The following is a 21,296-nucleotide window of genomic DNA, read 5'->3' as shown; positions in this document are numbered from 1 at the left end:
GCACTATCCGTTACAGCTAAGGTCAACAATGAATTCTGAGAACTCCCCCGAACGCCCCGCTCCTGTCGGCCCCATCGACGGCCAGATCTCCCCCCGGTATGCCGGCATCGCTACCTTCGCCCGCTTGCCCCGGAGAGAAGATGTCAGCGATTGGGATGTCGCGGTCGTCGGTGTTCCCTTTGACTCCGGCGTCACGTATCGGCCGGGCGCGCGATTCGGGCCTGCCGCGATACGCGAAGCATCACGGCTGCTTCGCCCCTACAACCCAGCACTCGACGTGCTTCCGTTCGAACTGGCGCAAGTGGTGGATGCTGGCGACGTCAGTTGCAATCCGTTCGATATCGAGACGGCACTCGTCGAAATTGAGGCGGGCCTCAGCGAACTCATGTCCAACGGGCGGCCGGTCGTCACCCTCGGCGGCGACCACACCCTCGCGCTTCCCGCCTTGCGGGCGGTGAATGCCCACCACGGGCCGGTGGCCTTGGTGCATTTCGACGCGCATCTCGACACCTGGGACACCTACTTCAATGCCCCTTATACCCACGGCACGCCCTTTCGACGGGCATCTGAAGAGGGTTTGCTTCGCAAGGATCGCTCGGCGCACGTGGGCATCCGCGGCTCGCTGTACAACCCTAAAGACTTGGTCGACGATGAGAAACTCGGCTTTACGATCATCCACTGCCGTGACTTCGACCGCATTGGCGCCGACGGCATCCTTGAGCGCATCCATGATCGGGTCGGTGACGCTCCTCTCTATGTCTCGATCGATATTGATGTGCTCGACCCGGGGTTCGCGCCGGCGACGGGCACACCTGAGGCAGGCGGCATGACGAGCCGCGAGTTGCTCGAGGTGCTGCGCGGGCTTGCCGAGCTGAAGATCGTTTCGGCCGATATCGTTGAGGTCAGTCCGGCCTACGATCACGCCGGTATCACTGCGGTCGCTGCGGCGAACGCGGCCTACGAGTTGGTGACCATCATGTCTGCGCAGTCGAAGAGATGACACCGGCCGACCCTATCGAGTGGCCCGCCAGCTTCACTTGTGCTGCCGCGTTCACCTTTGATGTGGATGCCGAGTCGGCCGTGCTGTGGGGGGCGCCGCAGAACGCGGAGCGTATGAGTGTCATGAGCCACCAGGCGTACGGTCCGCTCGTCGGGGTTCCGCGCATCCTCGACCTGCTCGATCAGCACCAAATCAAGTCGACCTTCTTCGTGCCCGGCTACACGGCCGAGCGGTATCCGCAAACGGTTCGCGACATTGTCGCCGCAGGGCATGAGGTCGCGCACCATGGCTACCATCACGAGCAGCCAACCGCCCTGACGCTCGAAGAGGAAATTGTTGCGCTCGACCGTGGGCTTGAGGCGCTGCAGGATATCGCCGGCGTGAGACCGTTGGGCTATCGCGCTCCCATGTGGGACCTGTCGTGGCGCACGCCTGCGCTGCTTGCTGAGCGCGGGTTTCTTTACGATTCGAGCCTGATGGATGCCGACGTACCGTATTCGCTGCAGGTTGCCCCCGGCTCGCCAGAGTCGATTATCGAGATCCCCATCCAGTGGGCGCTCGACGATTGGGAGCAGTACTGTTTCCTGCCCGACATCAGCGGCAGCGGCCTCATCGAGACTCCGGCGAAGGCCCGCGAGCTGTGGCACTCGGAGTTCCGCGGCCTTCAGTCGGCGAATGGATGCTGGGTGCTCACCAACCACCCGTTCCTCTCGGGCAGGCCCGGACGGGCGTTTGAGCTCGGCGAACTGATGCGCGAGGTGTCGAGCTCGCCGGGGGTGTGGGTTGCATCGCTCGGCGAGATCGCCGAGCACACGCGATCGTTGGGGCTTACGCCGCGGTCGGTGACGCGGCCGGAGGGACTCGGGTAGCTCGTCCTATCGCGCCAGCGCGGATCGAATCCGTTCCATAGCCAAGCGGAGTGGATGGACTAGCTCAGTTGCGCTGTGAGCAGCCCCGAAAAGCCAGAACGGGCAAAGCAGGGTCAGGCGTCCGGGTCATCTCGTGGAGGCCGGTGTCGCGGAGGTCGTAGAACCAACGGGCGATTGGTCGCGTTCCGGCTGCCATGACCCGCGGGCCAACTCCCGGGAGATCATCGACCGGTGCACCCCAAGCCGGCGAGCAATCGCCGCCTTGCTACTGCCCCCATCACGGAGCCTCTCGGCTATCTTTTTGCTGTGAAGGCGCGTTGAATAAACCCATGGCATCTACCGTTGCAGACCAACTCGTCGGCCAACTCATGCAGGCCGGAGTGCGCCGTATCTATGGCATCGTCGGCGACAGCCTGAATCCCATAGTGGATGCGGTGCGACGAACCGGCGGGTCAGCCAAAGGGGGGATCGACTGGATACACGTGCGCAACGAGGAGGCAGCCGCCTTTGCGGCCGGTGCGGATGCGCAACTCACCGGCGAGATCGCGGTCTGCGCCGGCAGCTGTGGGCCGGGCAACCTGCACCTGATCAATGGTCTCTACGATGCCCACCGCAGTGGTGCGCCGGTGCTCGCGATAGCCAGCCATATCCCCAGTTTCGAGATCGGCAGCGAATACTTTCAGGAGACTCACCCCGACCGCCTCTTTGTGGGTTGCTCGAACTATCGCGAACTGATCTCTACCGCAGCGCAAGCTCCACGGGTAGTGAATTCCGCGCTTCGTCATGCGATCAGCCTCGGTGGCGTCGCAGTGATCACTCTTCCGGGCGACATCGCTGAACTCGACGCCGCCGGGGTCGCGCCAGAACTAGCTCGCCCCGGCCAGCCCGCGCTGGTACCTGCCGACACTGACGTGGCAGCTCTTGCTGATGCCATCAACGAGTCACAGCGGATAGCAATCTTCGCCGGAGCTGGGGTGGCTGGCGCCCACGATGAGGTCGTGGCGTTTGCCGACCTGCTGGCCGCTCCTGTCGGGCATACCCTGCGCGGCAAGGAATGGATCCAGTACGACAATCCTTTCGACGTAGGAATGACGGGCATGCTGGGCTACGGTGCCGCGCACGACGGTATCCATGACGCTGATCTCCTCATCCTCCTCGGCACTGACTTTCCCTACGAGCAGTTCCTGCCGGATGGCACAGATGAACGGATTGCCCAGGTGGACGCCAAGGCCGAACATCTGGGCCGTCGCGCTAACGTGCACATTCCAGTGCACGGTGACGTGGCATCCACTATTGCGGCCGTGACACCCTTGATCGCGGCACGCAGCGACCGTCGATTCCTCGACAAGACCCTGAAGCGCCACGATCGGCTACTGAACAGCGTGGTCGGCGCGTATACGACGAACGTGGACACAAAGATTCCGATCCATCCGGAATTCGCCGCATCCCTGCTCGACGACCTCGCAGCAGACGACGCCATCTTCACTGCAGACACCGGCATGTGCAACGTCTGGCAGGCTCGCTACATTAACCCGAATGGTCGGCGCCGGCTGATCGGCTCCTTCCTGCACGGGTCGATGGCCAATGCCCTCCCACAGGCCATCGGTGCCCAATTCAGTCATCCTGATCGACAGGTGATCTCGATGTGCGGTGACGGAGGGCTGTCGATGCTGATGGGCGAATTGATCACCGTTGCTACCAACAGTCTGCCGGTGAAGATCATCGTATTCAACAATTCCAGTCTCGGCATGGTCAAGGTCGAGATGCTTGTTGATGGCTTCCCCGACTTCGGGGTCGATGTGCCGTCCGTCGATTACGCAGCGGTGGCCAACGCTCTCGGGATCTTCGGCCAACGCGTAGAGAAGCCTACCGACATCCGTTCTGCCCTCGAAGCCGCGCTCGCGCATGACGGACCAGCGCTCGTCGACCTGGTCACCGATTCGTTGGCGCTCTCGCTGCCGCCCGCAATCACTGGGGAGATGGTTCGTGGTTTCGCGCTGGGCGTGTCAAAGGTGGTCATGAACGGAGGAGCGGGCGAGGCGGTGAAGCTCGCTAAGAGCAACCTGCGACTGCTCCCTGGCCGTCGCTAGCCTTACCGTCGGCAGTGCGATGCGGGTCGTAGAATCGGGAATTGTAGACTCAGCGCTAGTACTGCCCGATCGGAGGACTGATGGACTGGTTAGCACTCGCGGCAGGAGCTGCCATTGTTCTGCTTGTGCTCCACGACCTCTTTCACACGTTGGTCCACCCCGAAGGGCAGGGCAACCTAAGTCGTTTCGTCCTGAACACGATGTGGCGGCTGTCGCGGCTCCGAGGCGGGCGGGGATGGTTAGGTCGGCTGACTGGACCAGCGGCATTGTTGACCGTCATCATCGTGTGGGGCACGTTGGGGATAGTTGGTTGGGCACTGCTCTACTTACCCTCCATTCCCGCCGGGTTTGTCTATTCCTCTGGGCCCACCGCAGGCAGCGCTAACGCTGTTCTGGATGCCCTCTACATCTCGATGACCGCGATATCGACCCTCGGCTTCGGGGACATCGTCCCGGCTCCTGGTTGGCTGCGCGTCGTCACGCCGCTCGAGGCACTGTTCGGGTTCGCGCTCCTGACGGTGGCAGTCTCTTGGATCTTGCAGATCTATCCTGCTTTGACCAGGCGCAGAGTGTTGGCAATCCGCCTGTCATCGCTGCGTCGCTCGAACGTGCTCACCGGGCTAGAGGATACCGATTCCGTTCTGCTCTCACGGGTTCTGGAAAGTGTATCGACCGACATCATCCAGGCTGGGGTCGACCTGAGCGAATACTCGGAAACCTACTATTTTCGAGACCCTGACCCCAATTCATCACTCGCGGCAATGCTGCCCTATACCGCAGAACTAGCCCGGATCGGGGTTACCTCATCGCGGACTGACATCCGCCTCGCGGCAAATTTGTTGACCTGTGCGCTGGAAGATTTCGCCGGAGTCCTGAAGGATCGCTTCCCACACACGGCTCCCACGATGTCCAGCTTGTTCGCGGCCTACGCAGCCGACCACGGGCACCGTCCCAGCGATTGACAACGCCATCAATAGTCCCGCTATCTGAGTGATGGCGGCGAGCAAGCGAGCTTCACGCGCCCCTCGGCGCCGGCGATTTTTCACAATTTACTGAGCAGTCTTCCCCGCGGCAAGGGGCGGGGCTACGATTCTGGCATGGACGGAAGCGGCGCAAGAAACACGGTGATGGTGGCGCGGCGGCCCGCACGAGTGACCGCTGCCGTGGCATCCGCTGCACTGCTGATGTTTGCGCTCGCGGGCTGCGCTCAGCCCAACACCGACGGCGGTACCACGAGCCCGAGCCCCACACCTACCAGCACCGAGGGTGACCCGACCCCGCTGCCGACCATCGAGCCGCTGATTGTGCCGGGCTGTGAAGACCTGCTGCCGCTCACAACAGCGAAAGACCTGTTCTCGCCATCGACCGAGATTCTCGACGAACGAGACACTGCGGCCGCCGAGCACTTCGATCTGGCAGAGCTCGACACTGTTGCCGCAAATGCCACAATCGCCAAGAACTGTGCTTGGGGTGTGCCCAACTCCGGCGGAGCATTCATGCTCACTGTTGGCGACATCAACGACACGGATGCCGCCAACCTCAAAGCGGCACTCCTCTCAGCCGGCTACCACGGCATCACGAGCGGCGGAGTAACCACGCTCGAGTTCACAACCGAAGGTGGCACGGGCACTATTGCGCGCACCCACTACATCGTCGGAGACCTGTGGATCTACGTCGACGGCACCAGCATCAGCCTCACAACCGACGTAGCCAATCGCGCTCTCGACGAAATTCGCATAGCAAACCCCATCCGCAACTACTAGCCTGCCTCACCAGCAAAAACGTAGTCGCCAGCACGGATGCGCTCGCTCACGTCTTCCACACGGTGGTGCATCCGGAAGGGCAAAGCAGCCTGAGTCGTTTCGTGCTGAGCTCGATGTGGCGACTGTCACGGCTTCGAGGCGGCCGGGGGTGGCTAAGTCGGCAGACGGGGCCTTTAGCATTATTGACCGTCATCATCGTGTGGGCCACGCTGGTGATAGTCGGGTGGGCGCTGGTCTACTTGCCCTCCGTTCCCCTCGAGGCACTATTCGGGTTTGCGCTCCTGACAGTGGCAGTCTCGTGGGTTTTGCAGGTTTATCCTGCCTTGACGAGACGAAGAGTGCTAGCGATCCGATTGTCATCGTTGCGTCGCGCGAAGGTGTTCGCCGGGCTACAACAGGATGCCGATTCCGTTCTGCTTGCGGGGGTTCTGGAAAGCGTGTCGACCGACATAATTCAGGCTCGGGTCGACCTGAGCGAATATTCGGAAACCTACTATTTCCGAGACCATGACCCGAACTTTTCGCTCGCGGCAATGCTGCCCTATGCTGCAGAGTTGGCCCGGGCCGGAGCTACCTCAGTGCGGCCCGACATTCGTCTCGCGGCAAACTTGCTGACCTGTACGTTGGAAGATTTCGCCGGGGTTTTGAAGGGGCGATTCCCACACACGGCTCCGACTACGTCCGCTTTGTTTGCGGCCTACGCCGCCGATCATGGGCATCACGGAAGCGATCGACCACGCAATCAATAGTCGGGCTACCTTGCAATGGCGGGGGAGTGACTCGCCCGAGACGTATGGATCTGTACGCGAACTTCAGACTGGGATTGGGTGACGGCACAACAATGACGAGAAGGCGAACGGCAGTGACTGGCTGGGGCGGCCAATGCTACGGCGAGTCGTGAAATGATGATGGCGGCTCCGGAAGTCTTCGACCTGATTATCGTCGGTGCTGGCCCCGGTGGCTCCGCTGCGGCACTGGGCGCCTTGCGTGCTCGGTCGACGGCGCGGGTACTGATCCTTGACCGGGCGCCACTCGGACGCGACAAGGTATGCGGCGATGGAGTCGGGCCTGACGCTGTCACTGAACTTGCCCACTTGGGACTCAGCGTTATTCTGCGTCCGGAGGAGCGGGTGTCTTGCTTCCGACTGGTAGCCGCTTCCGGGGCAGACATCGTCGGCCTCGCCCCGGCACCCGGTTATGTTGTTCCTCGGGTGGAACTCGACTTCCGGCTCGTGACGGCCGCCATCGCAGTCGGCGCAGTGGTTGTTCGCCATACGGTGCGCGATATTCAACAGCACGCCGACCAGGTTGTCGTCGACGGTAGATATGCGGCACCGGTACTGATCGGCGCCGATGGTGCCAACTCGACGGTGCGCAGGGCAACCGCCCAGCCGTCCAACCGCGGACGACATTTAGCCCTCGCCGTGCGGGGCTACGCCCCAGTCCCAGACGGATTCGACGAACTGTACATCCGTTGGGACCCGGTTCCTGGTGGCGGATTGGGCTACGCCTGGGCTTTCCCGACCGCCCATGCGACGGTCAATGTGGGGTACGGGACTGCTGCTGCGGGTTCCAGCAAGGTGCAGCTCCGCAATCGGGCCATCGAACTCCTGCCGGGCTTCGCGATCGAGTCGACCGCGATGACTGGTCACCTGTTGCCTCTGTCGACGAGCAGGCCCCGGCCTGCGATCGGGCGTGTGCTCTTGGTTGGCGACGCGGCCAGCCTGGTCAACCCGCTGACCGGCGAGGGCATCTTCTATGCACTGGCCTCAGGGGCGCTGGCCGGACGCGCCGCGGTTACTGCCCGCGCTGGTACTGGTGCTGGCGACGCCTATACTCGCGCGCTGCGGCCACGGTTTGGCCGTCAGCACCGCCAGCTACGCGCCCTGTATCGGTTGATCGACCGACCGTCGGCGGTTGAGGCGTTCGTCCGAGCTTCGGGTCGCGATGACAGGGTATTCCAGAAACTACTTTCGGTCGGGCTCGGGGAGGGCACCCTCGGGGTTGCAGACCTGGCCCGCTTCGCCGCCGCTGCCTGGGGACGTTGACGGGCGCGACCGTGCGTTCACTGCTCCTCGTGACCGGCTTGCTCAGCCTCACCAGCAAAAACGTAGTCGCCAGCACGGATGCGCTCGCTCACGTCTCGGGCCCACTGTTGCTCGCCGCGAAGGCGTGCGGTGGCGAGCTCGAAGATTTCGCGCACATAGCGTGTCGTCGATGATGAGGTTGCGACATCACCGATGCGGTACTTATTGCTCGCGATCCGCGCGTCGATTTCGGTCACTCGGTGTAGCAAGCCAGCAAGCACTTCTTCGCGCTGTAGGGCGTACATGAACGTGGTGAGCACCATGACGGGTTTGGTGTCGAAGACTTCGACATTCCAGAGGGTGTCGCGCAGCATTCGTAGCAACTCGATCTCACCGTCGTCGGTCATCCGGTAGGTGGTGCGTTCTGGGCGGTTGCCGGCGGCTTCAGTGCCGTTCTCGACGAGGTATCCGTGGTTCGTGAGCGAACGGAGCGCGTTGTAGATGGAGCCGGGCTGAATGTTGGCCCAGTCGTCGATGTGCCACGTCATGAGTTCGCGGCGCAGAAAGTATCCGTGCACGGGCTGAAACCGATGCACAGCACCGAGCACGACCAACCGAGTTGTCGCCGACATGCCCTAATCGTAGGTCAACCGGCGGGGTCACGGTCAGGCAGGTACCTGAGTTTTCGAAGTTTCTCTTCCAGCCAGATGTAACATGCAGGCATGAAAATCGGAGAACTGGCCTCGCAGCTGAACCTCAATCCGAAGACCGTCCGGTATTACGAATCAATTGGCGTGCTGCCTGCTCCGGAGCGTACTTCCTCGGGTTATCGGGACTATGGCGACTCTTACGTCGATCGATTGACCTTCATCCGCACGGCGCAGCGTCTGGGCATCACGCTGGATGAGGTCAAAGAAATACTGCGATTCCAGGAGCAAGGGGAGGCGCCCTGCTCTTATGTTCGCGAGAAGCTTCCCCTGCATACCTCGTAGTTACGCGGCTGGTACCCGGTCAGGCCGGCACTATGGGCCCTTGACCTTCCAGTCGAGTGGAAGGTATAGCGTGCAGCTTATTGGTGGATTGTCGCGAGGCGGTCTGGTTGAGAGAAATGTGAGGTGATCCGCATGAGTGAGATGGCACTCCAGGTGGAAGGCATGACGTGCACGGGCTGCGAGCAACGGTTGGGCATCGCCCTGCGCCGCCTCGATGGGGTGCGGGAGGCGAAGGCCAATTACGTCACCGGTGAAGTTCGCGTGCGCTTCGACGAGTCCACCACCGATGAAGCTGCGGTAAAGGAACGTGTCGTCGTGGCCGGCTACGAGGTCGCCGAGACGAAAGAAACGCCGTGATGGCGACCGTAACGACGTCGGGAACCGAAGAGTTATGGGCTGAGGAGCCGAGCAACCTGGCGGGCCACGCCCGTATTCGCGCGCGCATCGCCGGCTTGCATTGCTCGTTGTGTACCGGAACGATCGAGAAGGCGCTCGGCCGGATGGAGGGTGTGGATCAGGTCGCGGTCAGCCTTACCCATGAACAGGCGTTGGTGGACTATGACCCTGCCGCGATTTCTCCGGAAGACATCCTCGGCACGCTGCGCGATATCGGGTACGACCTGTATGACCCGCGCAAACTTCGCCCGTTCGAGGAGGAAGAGGCCGATCTGGTCCGCGAGGGCAAGCGGCTATTGTTCGCCAGTGCAGCGAGCCTGACCGCAATCTCGCTGATCCTTGACATTACCGGGGTCTGGTCGATACTGGTTCCGCTCTCGGTGATCGCCCTCATGATGCCGGTGTCCTACGCGATCTTGCGTCCGACCGGACGCACCCGAGCAGCGTTGGGCGCCGTGGCCATAATTGCCCCGTCTGCCCTCGCGTACTCAGCCCGGGAGTCCGGATTGCTCGGCGACGCCGCCACCGGATGGGTCACCGGAGCCCTAGCGCTGGTCGTGGTGTTTGGAATCGCGCCGCACATTCTGCGTATGGCATACCAAGCCGCACGACGCGGCATTCTCAATCAGCACGTGCTGCTAGAAGTCGGCGCATTCGCCGGCATCATCGGCGGTGCCATCGGTCTCACTGGCCTGCTCCCGGATTACCCCACGGCACCGTTTTTCGCCGTGACCGTGCTGGTGGCCAATTACCACATCTTCTCGGAGTGGCTGTCGCTGCTGGTGAAAACCCGTTCCAGCCAGGCTGTAAAAAAGCTCCTCGATCTGCAACCCGACACCGCCCGAATCGTCAGCGATGGAATCGAGCAGGATGTGCCGCTCGCCCAGGTCGCCTCCGGCGATCTTGTGCGGGTCCGACCGGGGGAACGGATCCCGATAGATGGTCGAGTTGTCGACGGGTACTCCGCCGTCGACCAGTCACTGGTCACCGGGGAACCGGTCCCTGTTGAACGCAGCGTCGGCGACGACGTCATCGGCGGATCGATCAACACGTCCGGCACGCTGCTCGTGCAAGCAACCCGCGTCGGGGCTGACAGTTTCCTGGCACAGGTGGTGCGTCACGTTGAGGACGCCCGCGCCCTCAAACCGGGCATCCTGCACCTGGTCGATCGCATCCTCCGCGTCTACACCCCCACCGTTCTCGTCATCGCGGCCGTCGCGTTACTCGGATGGCTCGTCGGTACGTGGATCTTCGCTGGAGAGCCGGATGTGCGCCGTGCCGTGTTCGCGGGGCTTGGCGTGCTCGTCATGGGTTATCCCTGTGCGGTCGGGATCGCTGCGCCCCTGGCTATCGTCCGCGCCGGCGGAGAAGCCGCAGATCTGGGCATCATCATGCGCACCGGCGAAGCGTTCCAAACTTTCGGACAGGCCCGCCGCATTGTGCTCGATAAAACCGGCACCCTGACCGAAGGCCGCCCTGCCGTCCGTGAAGTGGAGGCACTGATTGCCCAGGATGAATTTATTGCCATCGCTGCGGCCGCCGAAGCTTCCTCAGAACACCCGCTGGCTCGGGCCATCGTCGATTTCGCCATGGATCGGGGCCTGTCCTTGCCGCCTGTGACGGGCTTCGAGTCGATAGCGGGATTTGGAGTCAGCGCCCGTGTCACCGGTCGCCGAGTACTCATCGGCCGACCGGGGTTCCTCACCGACGAGGGTGTAGATCTGAGCAGGCTTACCGCCGCAATTGACCGGCTTGAGGCCGCAGGTCGCACGGTCGTGATTGTCAGCGCCGACACCGAAGCACTGGGTGTCATCGCACTCGGCGACGAGATTCGCCCCGACGCGATTGAGGCACTGGCCCAGATGCGCACCGCTGGCCTCACCCCTGTGATGGTCACCGGTGACAATGAGCGTGCGGCCCGTCACGTCGCCGGACGGCTCGGGATCACAGATGTTCGCGCCGGGGTGCTTCCGGAAGGTAAAGCGGACATCATCCGCGAGCTCCAAGCCGACGGCACTCGTGTGGTCATGGTCGGAGACGGCATCAATGATGCTCCCGCGCTGATGCAAGCGGACGTGGGCGTCGCGATGGGTGGCGGCACTGACATTGCAGTGGAGTCTGCTGATGTGATCGTCGTGCGCGACGATCTGCGCGCCGTCATCACCGCCCGGCAGATCAGCCGGTCCAGCTACCGACGCACACGTCAGAACGTCGGTCTGGCATTCCTGTTCAACGGAGTAGGCATCCCCTTAGCGACCACTGGTCTCGTCTACCCGGTCTGGGCAATGGTCGCGATGGCACTGTCCGTCACCACAATCTTCATCAACAGCATCGGTGGCCGCCCTTCTCTGCTTTTCCAGGCTATTGGCAGTGTCGGACGCAGTCAGAGCGGGACAGGACATTGAGCAGCTGTCCTGTGATCGAGAGCACGCAGTTGAGTAGCATCACTGCCCACAATGGCAGGTGGAGCCTCTCGCCAGCCCCGGTTCCTCGCTAGTCTTAGGCCATGCTTCTTAGTGATCGCGACATCCGCGCCGAACTCAACTCTGGCCGCATTGGCCTCGAGCCTCTCGATCTCGACATGGTGCAGCCGTCGAGTGTTGACGTGCGGCTCGACCGCTTCTTCCGCCTCTTCGACAACCATAAGTACCCCTACATTGACCCGTCTGAAGATCAGCCTGATCTCACTCACCTCTTAGAGGTGGATGTTGACCAGCCGTTCATTCTTCACCCCGGCGAGTTCGTGCTCGGTTCCACCTTCGAGCTCGTGACTTTGCCCGATGATGTCGCCGCCCGCCTTGAGGGCAAAAGCTCGCTCGGGCGACTCGGTTTGCTCACCCACTCCACCGCAGGTTTCGTTGACCCAGGGTTCTCGGGTCATGTCACGCTTGAGCTCAGTAATGTTGCGACTTTGCCGATCAAGCTCTGGCCCGGAATGAAGATTGGGCAGCTGTGCTTCATCCAAACCAGCTCGCCCGTCGAATCGCCGTATGGTTCAGGCCAGTACGGTTCGCGCTACCAAGGCCAGCGTGGCCCCACGGCGAGCCGCAGCTTCCAGAACTTTCACCGCACCGACGTGCGCGCAAACGATGCAGGGTCAATCGGCGGCTAGTGCGCGTCGAGCTGCTCCAACTGCCAGCCCAGCCAGGGGCTGAACGCGAACGGTGATGCCGCCACGGCCGTGTGCAGCGATTGTGGGTCGACCCACTCGAATTCGGCGACCTCGTCGGGGTTGGGGGTTGCGGCATCCGTCGTCACTGCACGGTAGACGGGACAGATCTCGTTTTCGACAATGCCCGAGGAGTCGACGGCGCGGTAGCGAAAATCGGGCAGCACGAGCTGCACATCGCTGATGGTGATTCCGAGTTCGTGCTTGGCGCGGCGAGCAATCGCGTCGGCCATGTCTTCGCCGGGGGCCGGATGCCCGCAAAACGAGTTGGTCCAGACACCAGGCCAGGTGAGTTTCGAGAGCGCCCGCCGCGTGACCAAAACCTGGCCATCGGCGTTGTAGATGTGGCAGGAGAACGCGAGATGAAGTGCGGTGTCTGTCGTGTGCACGAGGGCCTTATCGGCGACACCAATGTGCTCACCCATGTCAGAGAGGAGGACGACCTGCTCAGGGATTTCACTCATGATCGCGATAGTCTGCCTAGGTGGATAGATCCGGAACGTCGCACGCGCTGTGTCGCCGTGATTACAGCCTAACCAATGTGTGCTGGCAGCCTGAAGGTCGGCGCGCGTGAGCACCAGAATTAAGCTTTATGATCGTGTCGCTGAGGATGCGGCGAGCATTGTCATCCGTAGTTACTCCACCTCATTTTCTGCAGCCTCTCGACTGTTGGGGGCGGATGTTCGTCAGCATGTTGAGAACATTTACGCGCTCGTGCGCATTGCTGACGAGATTGTTGATGGCGGCGCAGAGGAGGCGGGCCTCGATGTGGTCGCCACTACTCGTCAGCTCAATGAACTTGAGCGCGAAACCGAGCACGCCATAGAGCGCGGTTTCAGCTCGAACCTCATCGTGCACGCCTTCGCTCTCACCGCACGCGAGGTGTCGTTCGGTGCCGAGCTGACGGCGCCATTCTTTGAGTCGATGCGCATGGATCTCAGCCAGAAGGTGCACGACGAGTCAAGCTTCGAGCGCTACGTTTATGGCTCAGCCGAGGTCGTCGGGCTCATGTGCCTGTGCGCATTCCTCCACGGGCATGATGTCAGCGATGAGCAGCGCGCCAAGCTCGAACACGGCGCGCGCGCGCTCGGTGCAGCGTTCCAAAAGGTGAACTTTTTGCGCGATCTCGCCGACGATTTCGAGACGCTCGGCAGAAGCTATTTCCCGGGCATCGATGTGGCGACCTTCACTGAAGGGGAGAAGATCCGACTGCTCGACGACCTTGACAGTGATCTGCGGGATGCTGCGATCAGCTCAGAGCTTCCCGCGAGCAGCAAGAGGGCTGTTGCGCTCGCGCACGCCCTGTTTGCTCAGCTGTCGAAGCGCATCCGGGCGACTCCGGCTAGTGAATTGGTGCGTACGCGTGTGCGCGTTCCTGATGTTGTGAAACTGCGGTTGGCTGCGGCTGCCGCGATGGGGGTGGGTCCTCGCGTATGAGTGACGTTGTTGTAATTGGTGGAGGTATCGCAGGGCTGGCGAGCGCCGCTTTGCTTGCTAAGGAGGGCCACAGGGTCACGCTCCTTGAGGGTTTGCCTGCGGTGGGTGGTCGTGCCGGATCGTGGGAGCACGATGGTTTCCGGTTCGACACCGGCCCCTCGTGGTATTTGATGCCAGAAGTGTTCGACCACTTCTACAAGCTCATGGGAACGAGTGCCGAAGAGCAACTGTCACTGGTAACCCTCGATCCTGGTTACCGGGTCTATTTTGAGGACGAAACCGCGCCAATCGACATTTCGACAGACCTCGACGAGAACCTCGCCTTATTCGAGAGCATCGAACCGGGTTCGCGTGTGCGCCTGCAGAAGTACCTGAAGTCGGCAGAAGAAACGTACGAACTGGCTAAGCAGTATTTTCTGTACACAACGTTCGCTGATCTTCGCACGAGCGCGACGAAGGCGGTGCTCGCTAAGGCGGCCCGCTTCATCCGGTTGCTCGTTGAACCGCTCTCGGGGCTGGTTGCGCGCACAGTAAAGGATGATCGGCTGCGCAAGGTTTTGGGCTACCCGGCCGTGTTCCTCGGCTCGTCGCCGTACCTCACGCCCAGCATGTATCACCTCATGAGTCACCTCGATCTGGCCGACGGGGTGCTCTACCCAATGGGCGGGTTCACGCGCGTGATCGAGAGCATTGCCGACATTGCCTCGGATGCCGGGGTCGAGATCCGTACGAACGCGAAGGTCACCCGCATCGTGACTGCCAATGGTGTTGCGACCGGCGTCGAATACGTCGACGCCCACGGCGCAATTCAGTTCGCCGATGCCGACATTGTGGTTTCGGCCGCTGACCTGCACCACACCGAAACTCAGTTGCTCGCCCCTGAGGAGCAGACGTACCCGGCCTCGTACTGGGATAAGAAGATCCCAGGCCCCAGCGCACTGCTCTTGTATTTGGGCGTCAAGGGAGAACTTCCCGAGCTCGAGCACCACACCCTCCTGTTCATGAGGGATTGGCAAGAGGGTTTCGAGGCAATCTTCGGCGATAGCCCGAGGGTGCCGGAGCCTGCCTCGCTCTACATTTGCAAGCCCAGTGGTGTTGACCCGAATGTTGCCCCGGATGGTTTCGAGAATGTCTTCGTGTTGGTTCCGATTCCTGCTGACCCGAGTATCGGTCGCGGTGAGGTTGACGGCGACGGTGATACCCGAATCGAGGTGCTCGCCGATAAGGTCATCGCTCAAATCGGTGACTGGACGGGCATCCCCGACTTTGCAGACCGCGTGACGGTGCGTCGCACGGTCGGCCCAGGCGACTTTGCCGACGACCTGAATGCCTGGCGCGGCACCGCACTCGGCCCTGCTCACACCCTCAAGCAGAGTGCGTTCTTTCGTGCCGGCAATGTGAGCAAGAAGGTCGAAGGTCTCTACTACGTTGGCGGCTCGACGATCCCGGGTATCGGTCTGCCGATGTGTCTTATCAGCGCCGAAGTGCTCGTCAAGCGATTGCGTGGCGACACCTCTCCCGGCCCCCTTCCCGAGCCACTCGCCCCGCAGGCTCAGTCTCAACCGCGGGCGCAGCCGTGATCGTTCTCTACCTTGTTGCGCTGCTGATCTCGCTCACCGGCATGGTGGTGCTCGATCGGCGCTTCACGCTGTTCTTCTGGCAGGATGCTCGTCGCGCAACAATCGTGCTGATCGCCGGAGTGCTGTTCTTTCTCGTGTGGGACTTCTTCGGGGTGGGTCTCGGCATCTTCTTCCGCGGAGAAACTGACTTCATGACGGGCCTGCTTATCGCCCCTGAGGTGCCGCTTGAAGAGGTCTTCTTTCTCACGCTGCTCTGCTATCTCACGATGAACGTTTACGGCGCTCTCGCCCGCACAAAGGTGGGGGCCGCATGACGTACTGGCTGCTCAATGCCGTCTTTCTTGCCCTCGTGGTTGCGCTCGCGGTCGCAGCAATCGTCACGCGCCGCACACCTCGCTGGCGAGCCATCGCGATCACGGCTGGCATCCTGCTGATCATGACTGCTGTCTTCGACAACGTGATGATCTCGGTCGGCCTTGTTGGCTACAACGCGGATGCCATCAGCGGTGCATTCGTCGGTGTCGCCCCGCTCGAAGATTTCGCCTACGCGCTCGCGGCTGTCGTTGCCCTTCCGTGTTTGTGGACGCTGCTGGGCTCGCGCAAACCTCAGGAGGGTACCAATGCTTAGGGATCTGTTTCTCTCGTCGCGTCCACTCAGCTGGGTAAACACCGCCTTTCCCTTTGCCGCTGCTTACTACCTGACGACTGGCGCTATCGATCTCACACTGGTGTTGGGCACGATCTTCTTCCTCGTGCCCTATAACTTGGCGATGTATGGGATCAACGATGTCTTTGACTATGAGTCTGATCTGCGCAACCCGCGCAAGGGTGGCGTTGAGGGCGCGTTGCTTGCCCCGCGGATGCACCGGCCGACGCTCATTGCCGCTACCGTAACGACGCTCCCGTTCATCGTGTATCTCGTGGCCGTGGGTAACCCGCTGTCGTGGCTCGTTCTGCTCGTCAGCCTGTTTGCTGTCGTTGCGTATTCGGTGAAGGGACCGCGCTTTAAGGAGCGCCCCTTCCTTGATTCGCTGACCTCCAGCACCCACTTCGTCTCTCCAGCAATCTATGCGCTGGTGTTAGCTGGGGCCGCGTTCACGCCGCAACTGTGGGCGATCCTTGCCGCGTTCTTCCTGTGGGGAATCGCCTCGCACGCCTTCGGTGCGGTGCAGGATGTGCTGGCCGATCGCGCCGCCGACATTTCATCAATCGGAACAGTCATTGGGGCTCGAGCAACGACCAGGTTCGCGGTGTTCGCCTACCTTGCCGGCGGAGTGCTCTTGCTCTTCTCCGCGTGGCCTGGCCCGCTGGCGGCAATTCTGGTGCTGCCGTACGTTGCGATGTGCGCGCCATTCTGGAACATCACGGATGCCACAGCAGAGTCAGCTAACCGTGGCTGGAGAAAATTCTTGGCCCTCAATTTTGTCACCGGTTTCTTCGTGACGATGCTGCTGATCTGGTGGGCGTTGATCCGCTAGCGCACGGACGTGTCGAGCACTCACCTTTTATCTGATTGAATATCCCCCATGACTGAAACTACGGTGCGCCACCGGCGCGGGACTCCCGCCAAAAAGCGGCGCTTGCGCATCGCCTTGATTGCTATTGGCTCGGTGTTGGTGCTCCTGCTTGGCAGCGTGGGAGTGTACGCGTTCATTCTGTCCCAAAAGATTGATGGCGTCGAGAAGATTGTCGAGGCGTTTCCGGAGGAGTCTCTGCGCCCGCCTGTTGTCGTGACCGAGGGCCCCGCACCACAGAACATCCTTCTGCTGGGATCGGATACTCGAGGCTCAGCCGGGGGCACGCTGGACGGCGCAAAGGGCGCCCGATCTGACACGATGATGATCGTGCATATCTCGGCTGATCGAGAGAGCATTCAGGTTATGTCGCTCATGAGGGATTTCTGGGTCGATATCCCCGGTCGTGGGCAGGCGAAGCTCAATGCCGCGATGGCTTATGGTGGCGTTCCCCTCACCGTGCAGACGATCGAAGGGATCATTGATTCCCGCATCGATCACATCGCGATGGTCGATTTCGAAGGTTTCAAAGACATCACCGATGCTCTCGGTGGAGTAACAGTGGACAATCCCCGTGCGTTCAATACATATGGCATCCCGAGCTACACGTATGCGAAGGGGGCGATCACGCTGAGCGGCGAGCAGGCGCTTCCGTTCGTGCGCGAGCGGTACGCGTTTTCTGACGGTGACTTCACTCGAGTGGCCAACCAACAGTTGTTCATTAAGGCTGTGATGGCCAAAGTGCTGAGCAAGGAGACGCTTACCAATCCGGCGACGATCAGCAATCTGGTTAGTGCGATTGCTCCGTATATGGTGGTCGACGATGGGCTCAATTCTAGTTATGCCGTTTCGCTCGGTCTTGAATTGCGGAACATTCGCGTCGACGATGTGAAATTCTTCACGATGCCCAGTCTCGGAACCGGGATGGTAGGTAGCCAGTCGATTGTGAAGGTCAACTGGGATGAAGTGCCGAAGATTCAGAAGGCATTCGATGACGACACGCTCGGTAGTTATATGCCTCCGACCCTCCCCTAGGTGTTCTTCCCACGGAGGTTGTGTGCGTGGCGTGAGATAAAAAGGTGAGGGCCTCCTGTATCGATTGGGTTACCACACTCAAGCGATGCCACGGAGGCCCTCATCTCTCACGTTACCCACATCAACGCGCCACTGACCCCAGCAGGGCGCCTCAAACTCGTTGAACTTGTCATCGAGGACGGCTGGGTGCAGGCCCGCGTCGCTGAACGCCTGCAGGTCTCCCGCGCCACCGTATCCAAATGGGTCCGCCGGTACCGAGCGGATGGGATGGCGGGTCTGGCCGACCGCTCGTCCAAACCGCACCGCTCGCCGGCGCAAACGGCAAAGCGCACGGAGCGACGCATCATCGCGCTGCGCTTCAGCCGGAGGTGGGGTCCGCACCGGATCGGCTACCACCTGCGTCTGCCCCAGTCGACGGTGTCGAAGGTCCTCAATCGGTACCGGATGCCGCTGCTCGGGCACGTGGACCTGAACACCGGACTGCCCGTGCGCAAACCCAAAGCACTTCGTTACGAGCACGCCAATCCGGGCGATCTGGTGCATCTGGACGTGAAGAAACTCGGCCGCATCCCCGATGGCGGCGGCTGGCGCACCCTGGGAAACGCCGGGAGAAAGAACAAGAAGAAGTCAGTGCCGACCGGGTACTCGTGTTTGCACTCGGCCATCGACGACCACTCACGGGTGGTGTATTCCGAGATCCTGAACGATGAGAAAAAGGAAACCGCCGCCGGGTTCTGGCACCGCGCCCACGCCTACTACGAATCCCTCGGATTCACCGTGACCCGGGTACTGACCGACAACGGTTCCTGCTACCGATCCGGCCACTTCAACGCCGCCCTCGGCGACATCAAACACAAGTACACGCGCCCCTACCGCCCCAAAACGAACGGAAAAATCGAACGCTTCCACCGCACCCTCGCCTTCGAATGGGCCTACGCCCACCACTACGACTCAGAGCAAGCGCGAGCGGCAACCTATCAAGACTGGATTCATGACTACAATCACCACAGACCCCATACCGGCATCGGCGGCAAGTCACCCATCGACCGCGTACACAACGTCAGTGGGAAGAACACCTAGGTCGTTCCGGATCAGCGCGGCTGGCAGCGGCGCCACTATGCGTTATTTCGCAAGTTCGCCAGCAACGCTGGTAGGTGCTTGCGAATGTTGCAATTAGATCTTCCAGGTTAATCGGCAACGCTGTCACACTCGTCAATCCTTTACTGGCAGTTGCCTATAGCGATGAGTTCGCACGAACTGAAAGAAACGTGTCCGAGACTGAGGTTTCTCGCACTGATGGAGAGCTGCGTCTGCGTGTGTAAGTTGTCCTTGCCGCCTCTACGCGCTTAGCCGTCAACATACTGGTTGCCTCGTCCGGCGTCTTCGGCGACGTTAAGCACATTGAATGTGGCAAACTGAAAAGTGCACATTTTTGAAGTTCTACAGACTTGCATAGCAATAGAGGTCGATCTGAAGTTCTTGCGTGCTCGAAATGGTTTTGTGCACCTGCGAACGGTGCGTTCGTTTTCGTTCGATTCACGCTCGATGTGCGCTAAAAATAGGGAAAGGCAAGTACATTCTCGTGCCACAATCTGAACCAGAGTCGTCAGCACAGGGTCCTGTTGTGCAGTATGCGGGGGGCCCGATGTCTCGTGTGTGGGCCAAGTACCTTCTTGATGCTTTTGCGTGGGCCGTGGCCATAGTATCCGCAGTCGTTTTGCGGTACGACCTAGACGTGGCTCGAGTCGAGTGGGCACCGATTGCCGTGCTCGTCCTCGCTGCCGCTATTGTGCAGCTCGTTGTCGGCTGGCTGGTTTCTCTCTATCGTGGCCGACATCCATATGGCAGCTTCAGTGAAGTTTTGGCTCTCGTGTGGGTCATGATTGCTGCATTTGTGATTCTCGGACTACCTGTGGCCCTCTTCGGAACCTACTGGCATATTCCGCGCAGCACGGTACTCCTCGCCCTTCCGGTCGCCCTCGTACTGATGGGCGGCATCCGCTATGTGAAGCGACTGCTTACTGAGCAGGCGATGAGCCCGCCTGATACTGGCGAAAAGGCTTTGGTCTTTGGCGTCGGGTATCTCGGTGGAATCATTGTGAAACGTATGCGCACCGACCGAAACTCGCCTTTCGTTCCCGTTGGATTGATCGACGACGATCCGTTGAAACGCAATGTCTGGCTCCATGGGGTCAAGGTCTTGGGCACGCGTAGAGATCTCATCGACATCGCTAACAGCACAGGCGCCACAGTGCTGGTTATCGCTATTGGGAACGCCGACGCGGCCGTGTTCCGGTCCGTTGCAGACGTTGCAGACGCTGCCGGCTTGCGAGTGAAGGTCTTGCCGCCGCTCACCGAGGTGCGTGAGGGGCGCTCCCGCCTGCGCGACCTGCGCGATATCTCCATTGAAGACCTCATCGGTCGTCATCCGGTTGATACCCATATCGAGTCGATTGCCGGTTACCTTCAGGGTAAGAAGGTTTTGGTGACAGGTGCCGGTGGCTCGATCGGCTCTGAGCTGTGTCGCCAGATTACCAAGTTCCATCCGGCCGAACTGATCATGCTCGACCGTGATGAGACCGGCCTGCAGAGTACCCAGATCTCGATTTCCGGTCACGGCCTGCTCGATACAACGGATGTCGTGTTGGCTGACATCCGTGACACCGATGCCCTGACCAAGATCTTCAACGAGCGCCGACCCGACGTCGTCTTTCACGCGGCAGCCCTCAAGCACCTCCCGATGCTGGAGCAGTATCCTGTGGAAGCGTGGAAGACCAACGTCATCGGTTCGCTCAATGTTTTGCAGGCGGCGATGAACATTGGTGTCGATACTTTCGTGAACGTCTCGACTGACAAGGCAGCGAACCCGACGAGCGTACTGGGTCACTCCAAGCGTGTTGCCGAAAAGCTCACCGCTTGGGCCGCTGAGACAACAGGTAAGACTTATGTGTCTGTTCGTTTTGGCAATGTCCTCGGCAGCCGTGGCTCGATGCTTCCCACGTTCACTTCGCTGATTGAGGCCGGCGGCCCGCTCACGGTGACGCACCCCGACGCGACGCGGTACTTCATGACGATTCCCGAGGCATGCCAGTTGGTTATTCAAGCTGGCGGAATCGGCCGACCCGCCGAAGTTCTCGTCCTTGACATGGGGGATCCGATTCGCATTCTCGATATTGCCGAGCGGATGATCGAGATGTCGGGCAAAGATATCGCGATTGTCTACACGGGCTTGCGTCGCGGTGAGAAGTTGCACGAGATTCTAGTAGGCGACAACGAGTCAGATAATCGTCCCATTCACCCGAAAATCTCTCATACCTCGGTGAAGATCATCACGCCGGAACGCCTGAACCAGCAGGGGTGGGAGGCTCGGTGTCAGGCTGAAGATGGCAGGAGCGTTGTGGCCGTGACCGATGGTGGCAGCTAG

21 protein-coding genes and 1 pseudogene are annotated in these 21,296 nt (G+C 61.0%); 19 read left to right on the top strand and 3 right to left on the bottom strand.

The window, feature by feature from the left end; translation table 11 throughout:
* Positions 1–28 precede the first annotated feature (28 nt).
* Entirely contained in the window at positions 29–1,000 is a 972-nt protein-coding gene (gene speB, locus ACTJJW_RS09320; protein WP_462644044.1) for an agmatinase, read from the top strand.
* Positions 997–1,869, top strand: coding sequence for a polysaccharide deacetylase family protein (locus tag ACTJJW_RS09315; protein WP_462644042.1), 873 nt, complete (start codon positions 997–999; stop codon positions 1,867–1,869). Before speB ends, ACTJJW_RS09315 begins: the two co-directional genes overlap by 4 nt.
* A gap of 171 nt (positions 1,870–2,040) precedes the next feature.
* Here the strand turns inward: ACTJJW_RS09315 and ACTJJW_RS09310 are convergent.
* Positions 2,041–2,205: pseudogene (locus tag ACTJJW_RS09310) on the bottom strand (helix-turn-helix domain-containing protein); the annotation flags it as partial.
* Here ACTJJW_RS09310 and ACTJJW_RS09305 point away from each other — a divergent pair.
* The 5 genes from ACTJJW_RS09305 (at position 2,199) to ACTJJW_RS09285 (ending at position 7,770) form a co-directional block, all read left to right on the top strand.
* On the top strand, positions 2,199–3,959 hold the full coding sequence (locus ACTJJW_RS09305) for a pyruvate dehydrogenase (protein ID WP_462644040.1): 1,761 nt from the start codon (positions 2,199–2,201) through the stop codon (positions 3,957–3,959). The pseudogene ACTJJW_RS09310 and the gene ACTJJW_RS09305 sit on opposite strands and share 7 nt — an antisense overlap.
* Before the next feature lie 80 nt (positions 3,960–4,039).
* Positions 4,040–4,921 carry a potassium channel family protein gene (locus tag ACTJJW_RS09300; protein ID WP_462644038.1) on the top strand — a complete coding sequence of 294 codons (882 nt, stop codon included), beginning with the start codon at positions 4,040–4,042 and terminating at the stop codon, positions 4,919–4,921.
* A gap of 135 nt (positions 4,922–5,056) precedes the next feature.
* A complete protein-coding gene (locus ACTJJW_RS09295) occupies positions 5,057–5,722 on the top strand; it encodes a hypothetical protein (RefSeq protein ID WP_462644037.1) in 666 nt (221 codons plus the stop codon).
* A 182-nt stretch (positions 5,723–5,904) separates the two neighbouring features.
* Complete coding sequence (locus tag ACTJJW_RS09290) at positions 5,905–6,471, top strand: hypothetical protein (RefSeq protein ID WP_462644035.1); 567 nt, start codon at positions 5,905–5,907, stop codon at positions 6,469–6,471.
* Between the two features lie 153 nt (positions 6,472–6,624).
* Positions 6,625–7,770, top strand: a complete 1,146-nt coding sequence (locus ACTJJW_RS09285) for an NAD(P)/FAD-dependent oxidoreductase (protein WP_462644033.1) — start codon at positions 6,625–6,627, stop codon at positions 7,768–7,770.
* Positions 7,771–7,787: 17 nt separating this feature from the next.
* Here ACTJJW_RS09285 and ACTJJW_RS09280 read toward each other — a convergent pair whose 3' ends face one another.
* Entirely contained in the window at positions 7,788–8,381 is a 594-nt protein-coding gene (locus ACTJJW_RS09280) for a PadR family transcriptional regulator (RefSeq protein ID WP_462644032.1), read from the bottom strand.
* Between the two features lie 90 nt (positions 8,382–8,471).
* Between ACTJJW_RS09280 and ACTJJW_RS09275 the strand changes: the two genes are divergently transcribed.
* The 4 genes from ACTJJW_RS09275 (at position 8,472) to dcd (ending at position 12,249) form a co-directional block, all read left to right on the top strand.
* Positions 8,472–8,741, top strand: coding sequence for a MerR family transcriptional regulator (locus tag ACTJJW_RS09275; RefSeq protein ID WP_462644030.1), 270 nt, complete (start codon positions 8,472–8,474; stop codon positions 8,739–8,741).
* A gap of 132 nt (positions 8,742–8,873) precedes the next feature.
* Positions 8,874–9,098, top strand: coding sequence for a heavy-metal-associated domain-containing protein (locus tag ACTJJW_RS09270; RefSeq protein WP_462644028.1), 225 nt, complete (start codon positions 8,874–8,876; stop codon positions 9,096–9,098).
* Complete coding sequence (locus tag ACTJJW_RS09265; RefSeq protein ID WP_462644026.1) at positions 9,098–11,542, top strand: heavy metal translocating P-type ATPase; 2,445 nt, start codon at positions 9,098–9,100, stop codon at positions 11,540–11,542. The genes ACTJJW_RS09270 and ACTJJW_RS09265 overlap by 1 nt, the downstream gene beginning before the upstream one ends.
* Positions 11,543–11,643: 101 nt before the next feature.
* Entirely contained in the window at positions 11,644–12,249 is a 606-nt protein-coding gene (gene dcd / locus ACTJJW_RS09260; RefSeq protein WP_462644025.1) for a dCTP deaminase, read from the top strand.
* Here the strand turns inward: dcd and idi are convergent.
* A complete protein-coding gene (gene idi, locus ACTJJW_RS09255; protein WP_462644023.1) occupies positions 12,246–12,770 on the bottom strand; it encodes an isopentenyl-diphosphate Delta-isomerase in 525 nt (174 codons plus the stop codon). The two genes, dcd and idi, sit on opposite strands and share 4 nt — an antisense overlap.
* Positions 12,771–12,876: 106 nt before the next feature.
* On the opposite strand from idi, the gene ACTJJW_RS09250 reads away from it, so the two are divergent.
* The 8 genes from ACTJJW_RS09250 to ACTJJW_RS09215 all read left to right on the top strand — a co-directional run bounded on the left by ACTJJW_RS09250 (position 12,877) and on the right by ACTJJW_RS09215 (position 21,296).
* Positions 12,877–13,743: a phytoene/squalene synthase family protein gene (locus ACTJJW_RS09250; RefSeq protein ID WP_462644021.1), complete on the top strand. Its 867-nt coding sequence runs from the start codon at positions 12,877–12,879 to the stop codon at positions 13,741–13,743.
* Positions 13,740–15,323: a phytoene desaturase family protein gene (gene crtI, locus ACTJJW_RS09245; protein WP_462644019.1), complete on the top strand. Its 1,584-nt coding sequence runs from the start codon at positions 13,740–13,742 to the stop codon at positions 15,321–15,323. Before ACTJJW_RS09250 ends, crtI begins: the two co-directional genes overlap by 4 nt.
* Positions 15,320–15,637 carry a lycopene cyclase domain-containing protein gene (locus tag ACTJJW_RS09240; RefSeq protein ID WP_462644017.1) on the top strand — a complete coding sequence of 106 codons (318 nt, stop codon included), beginning with the start codon at positions 15,320–15,322 and terminating at the stop codon, positions 15,635–15,637. Before crtI ends, ACTJJW_RS09240 begins: the two co-directional genes overlap by 4 nt.
* Positions 15,634–15,951 (top strand): lycopene cyclase domain-containing protein, encoded by a 318-nt coding sequence (locus tag ACTJJW_RS09235; RefSeq protein ID WP_462644015.1) that lies wholly within the window; start codon positions 15,634–15,636, stop codon positions 15,949–15,951. The genes ACTJJW_RS09240 and ACTJJW_RS09235 overlap by 4 nt, the downstream gene beginning before the upstream one ends.
* Positions 15,944–16,801 carry a prenyltransferase gene (locus tag ACTJJW_RS09230; protein WP_462644013.1) on the top strand — a complete coding sequence of 286 codons (858 nt, stop codon included), beginning with the start codon at positions 15,944–15,946 and terminating at the stop codon, positions 16,799–16,801. The genes ACTJJW_RS09235 and ACTJJW_RS09230 overlap by 8 nt, the downstream gene beginning before the upstream one ends.
* Before the next feature lie 48 nt (positions 16,802–16,849).
* Entirely contained in the window at positions 16,850–17,872 is a 1,023-nt protein-coding gene (locus tag ACTJJW_RS09225) for an LCP family protein (protein ID WP_462644012.1), read from the top strand.
* 102 nt (positions 17,873–17,974) lie between these two features.
* On the top strand, positions 17,975–18,952 hold the full coding sequence (locus ACTJJW_RS09220; RefSeq protein WP_462644275.1) for an IS481 family transposase: 978 nt from the start codon (positions 17,975–17,977) through the stop codon (positions 18,950–18,952).
* A gap of 502 nt (positions 18,953–19,454) precedes the next feature.
* The gene (locus tag ACTJJW_RS09215; protein WP_462644011.1) at positions 19,455–21,296 is read left to right on the top strand and encodes a polysaccharide biosynthesis protein; all 1,842 of its coding nucleotides are present in this window, start codon (positions 19,455–19,457) and stop codon (positions 21,294–21,296) included.

This window comes from Rhodoglobus galactosidasius (assembly GCF_054957775.1).
This window is presented reverse-complemented; position numbering and strand designations above follow the sequence as displayed.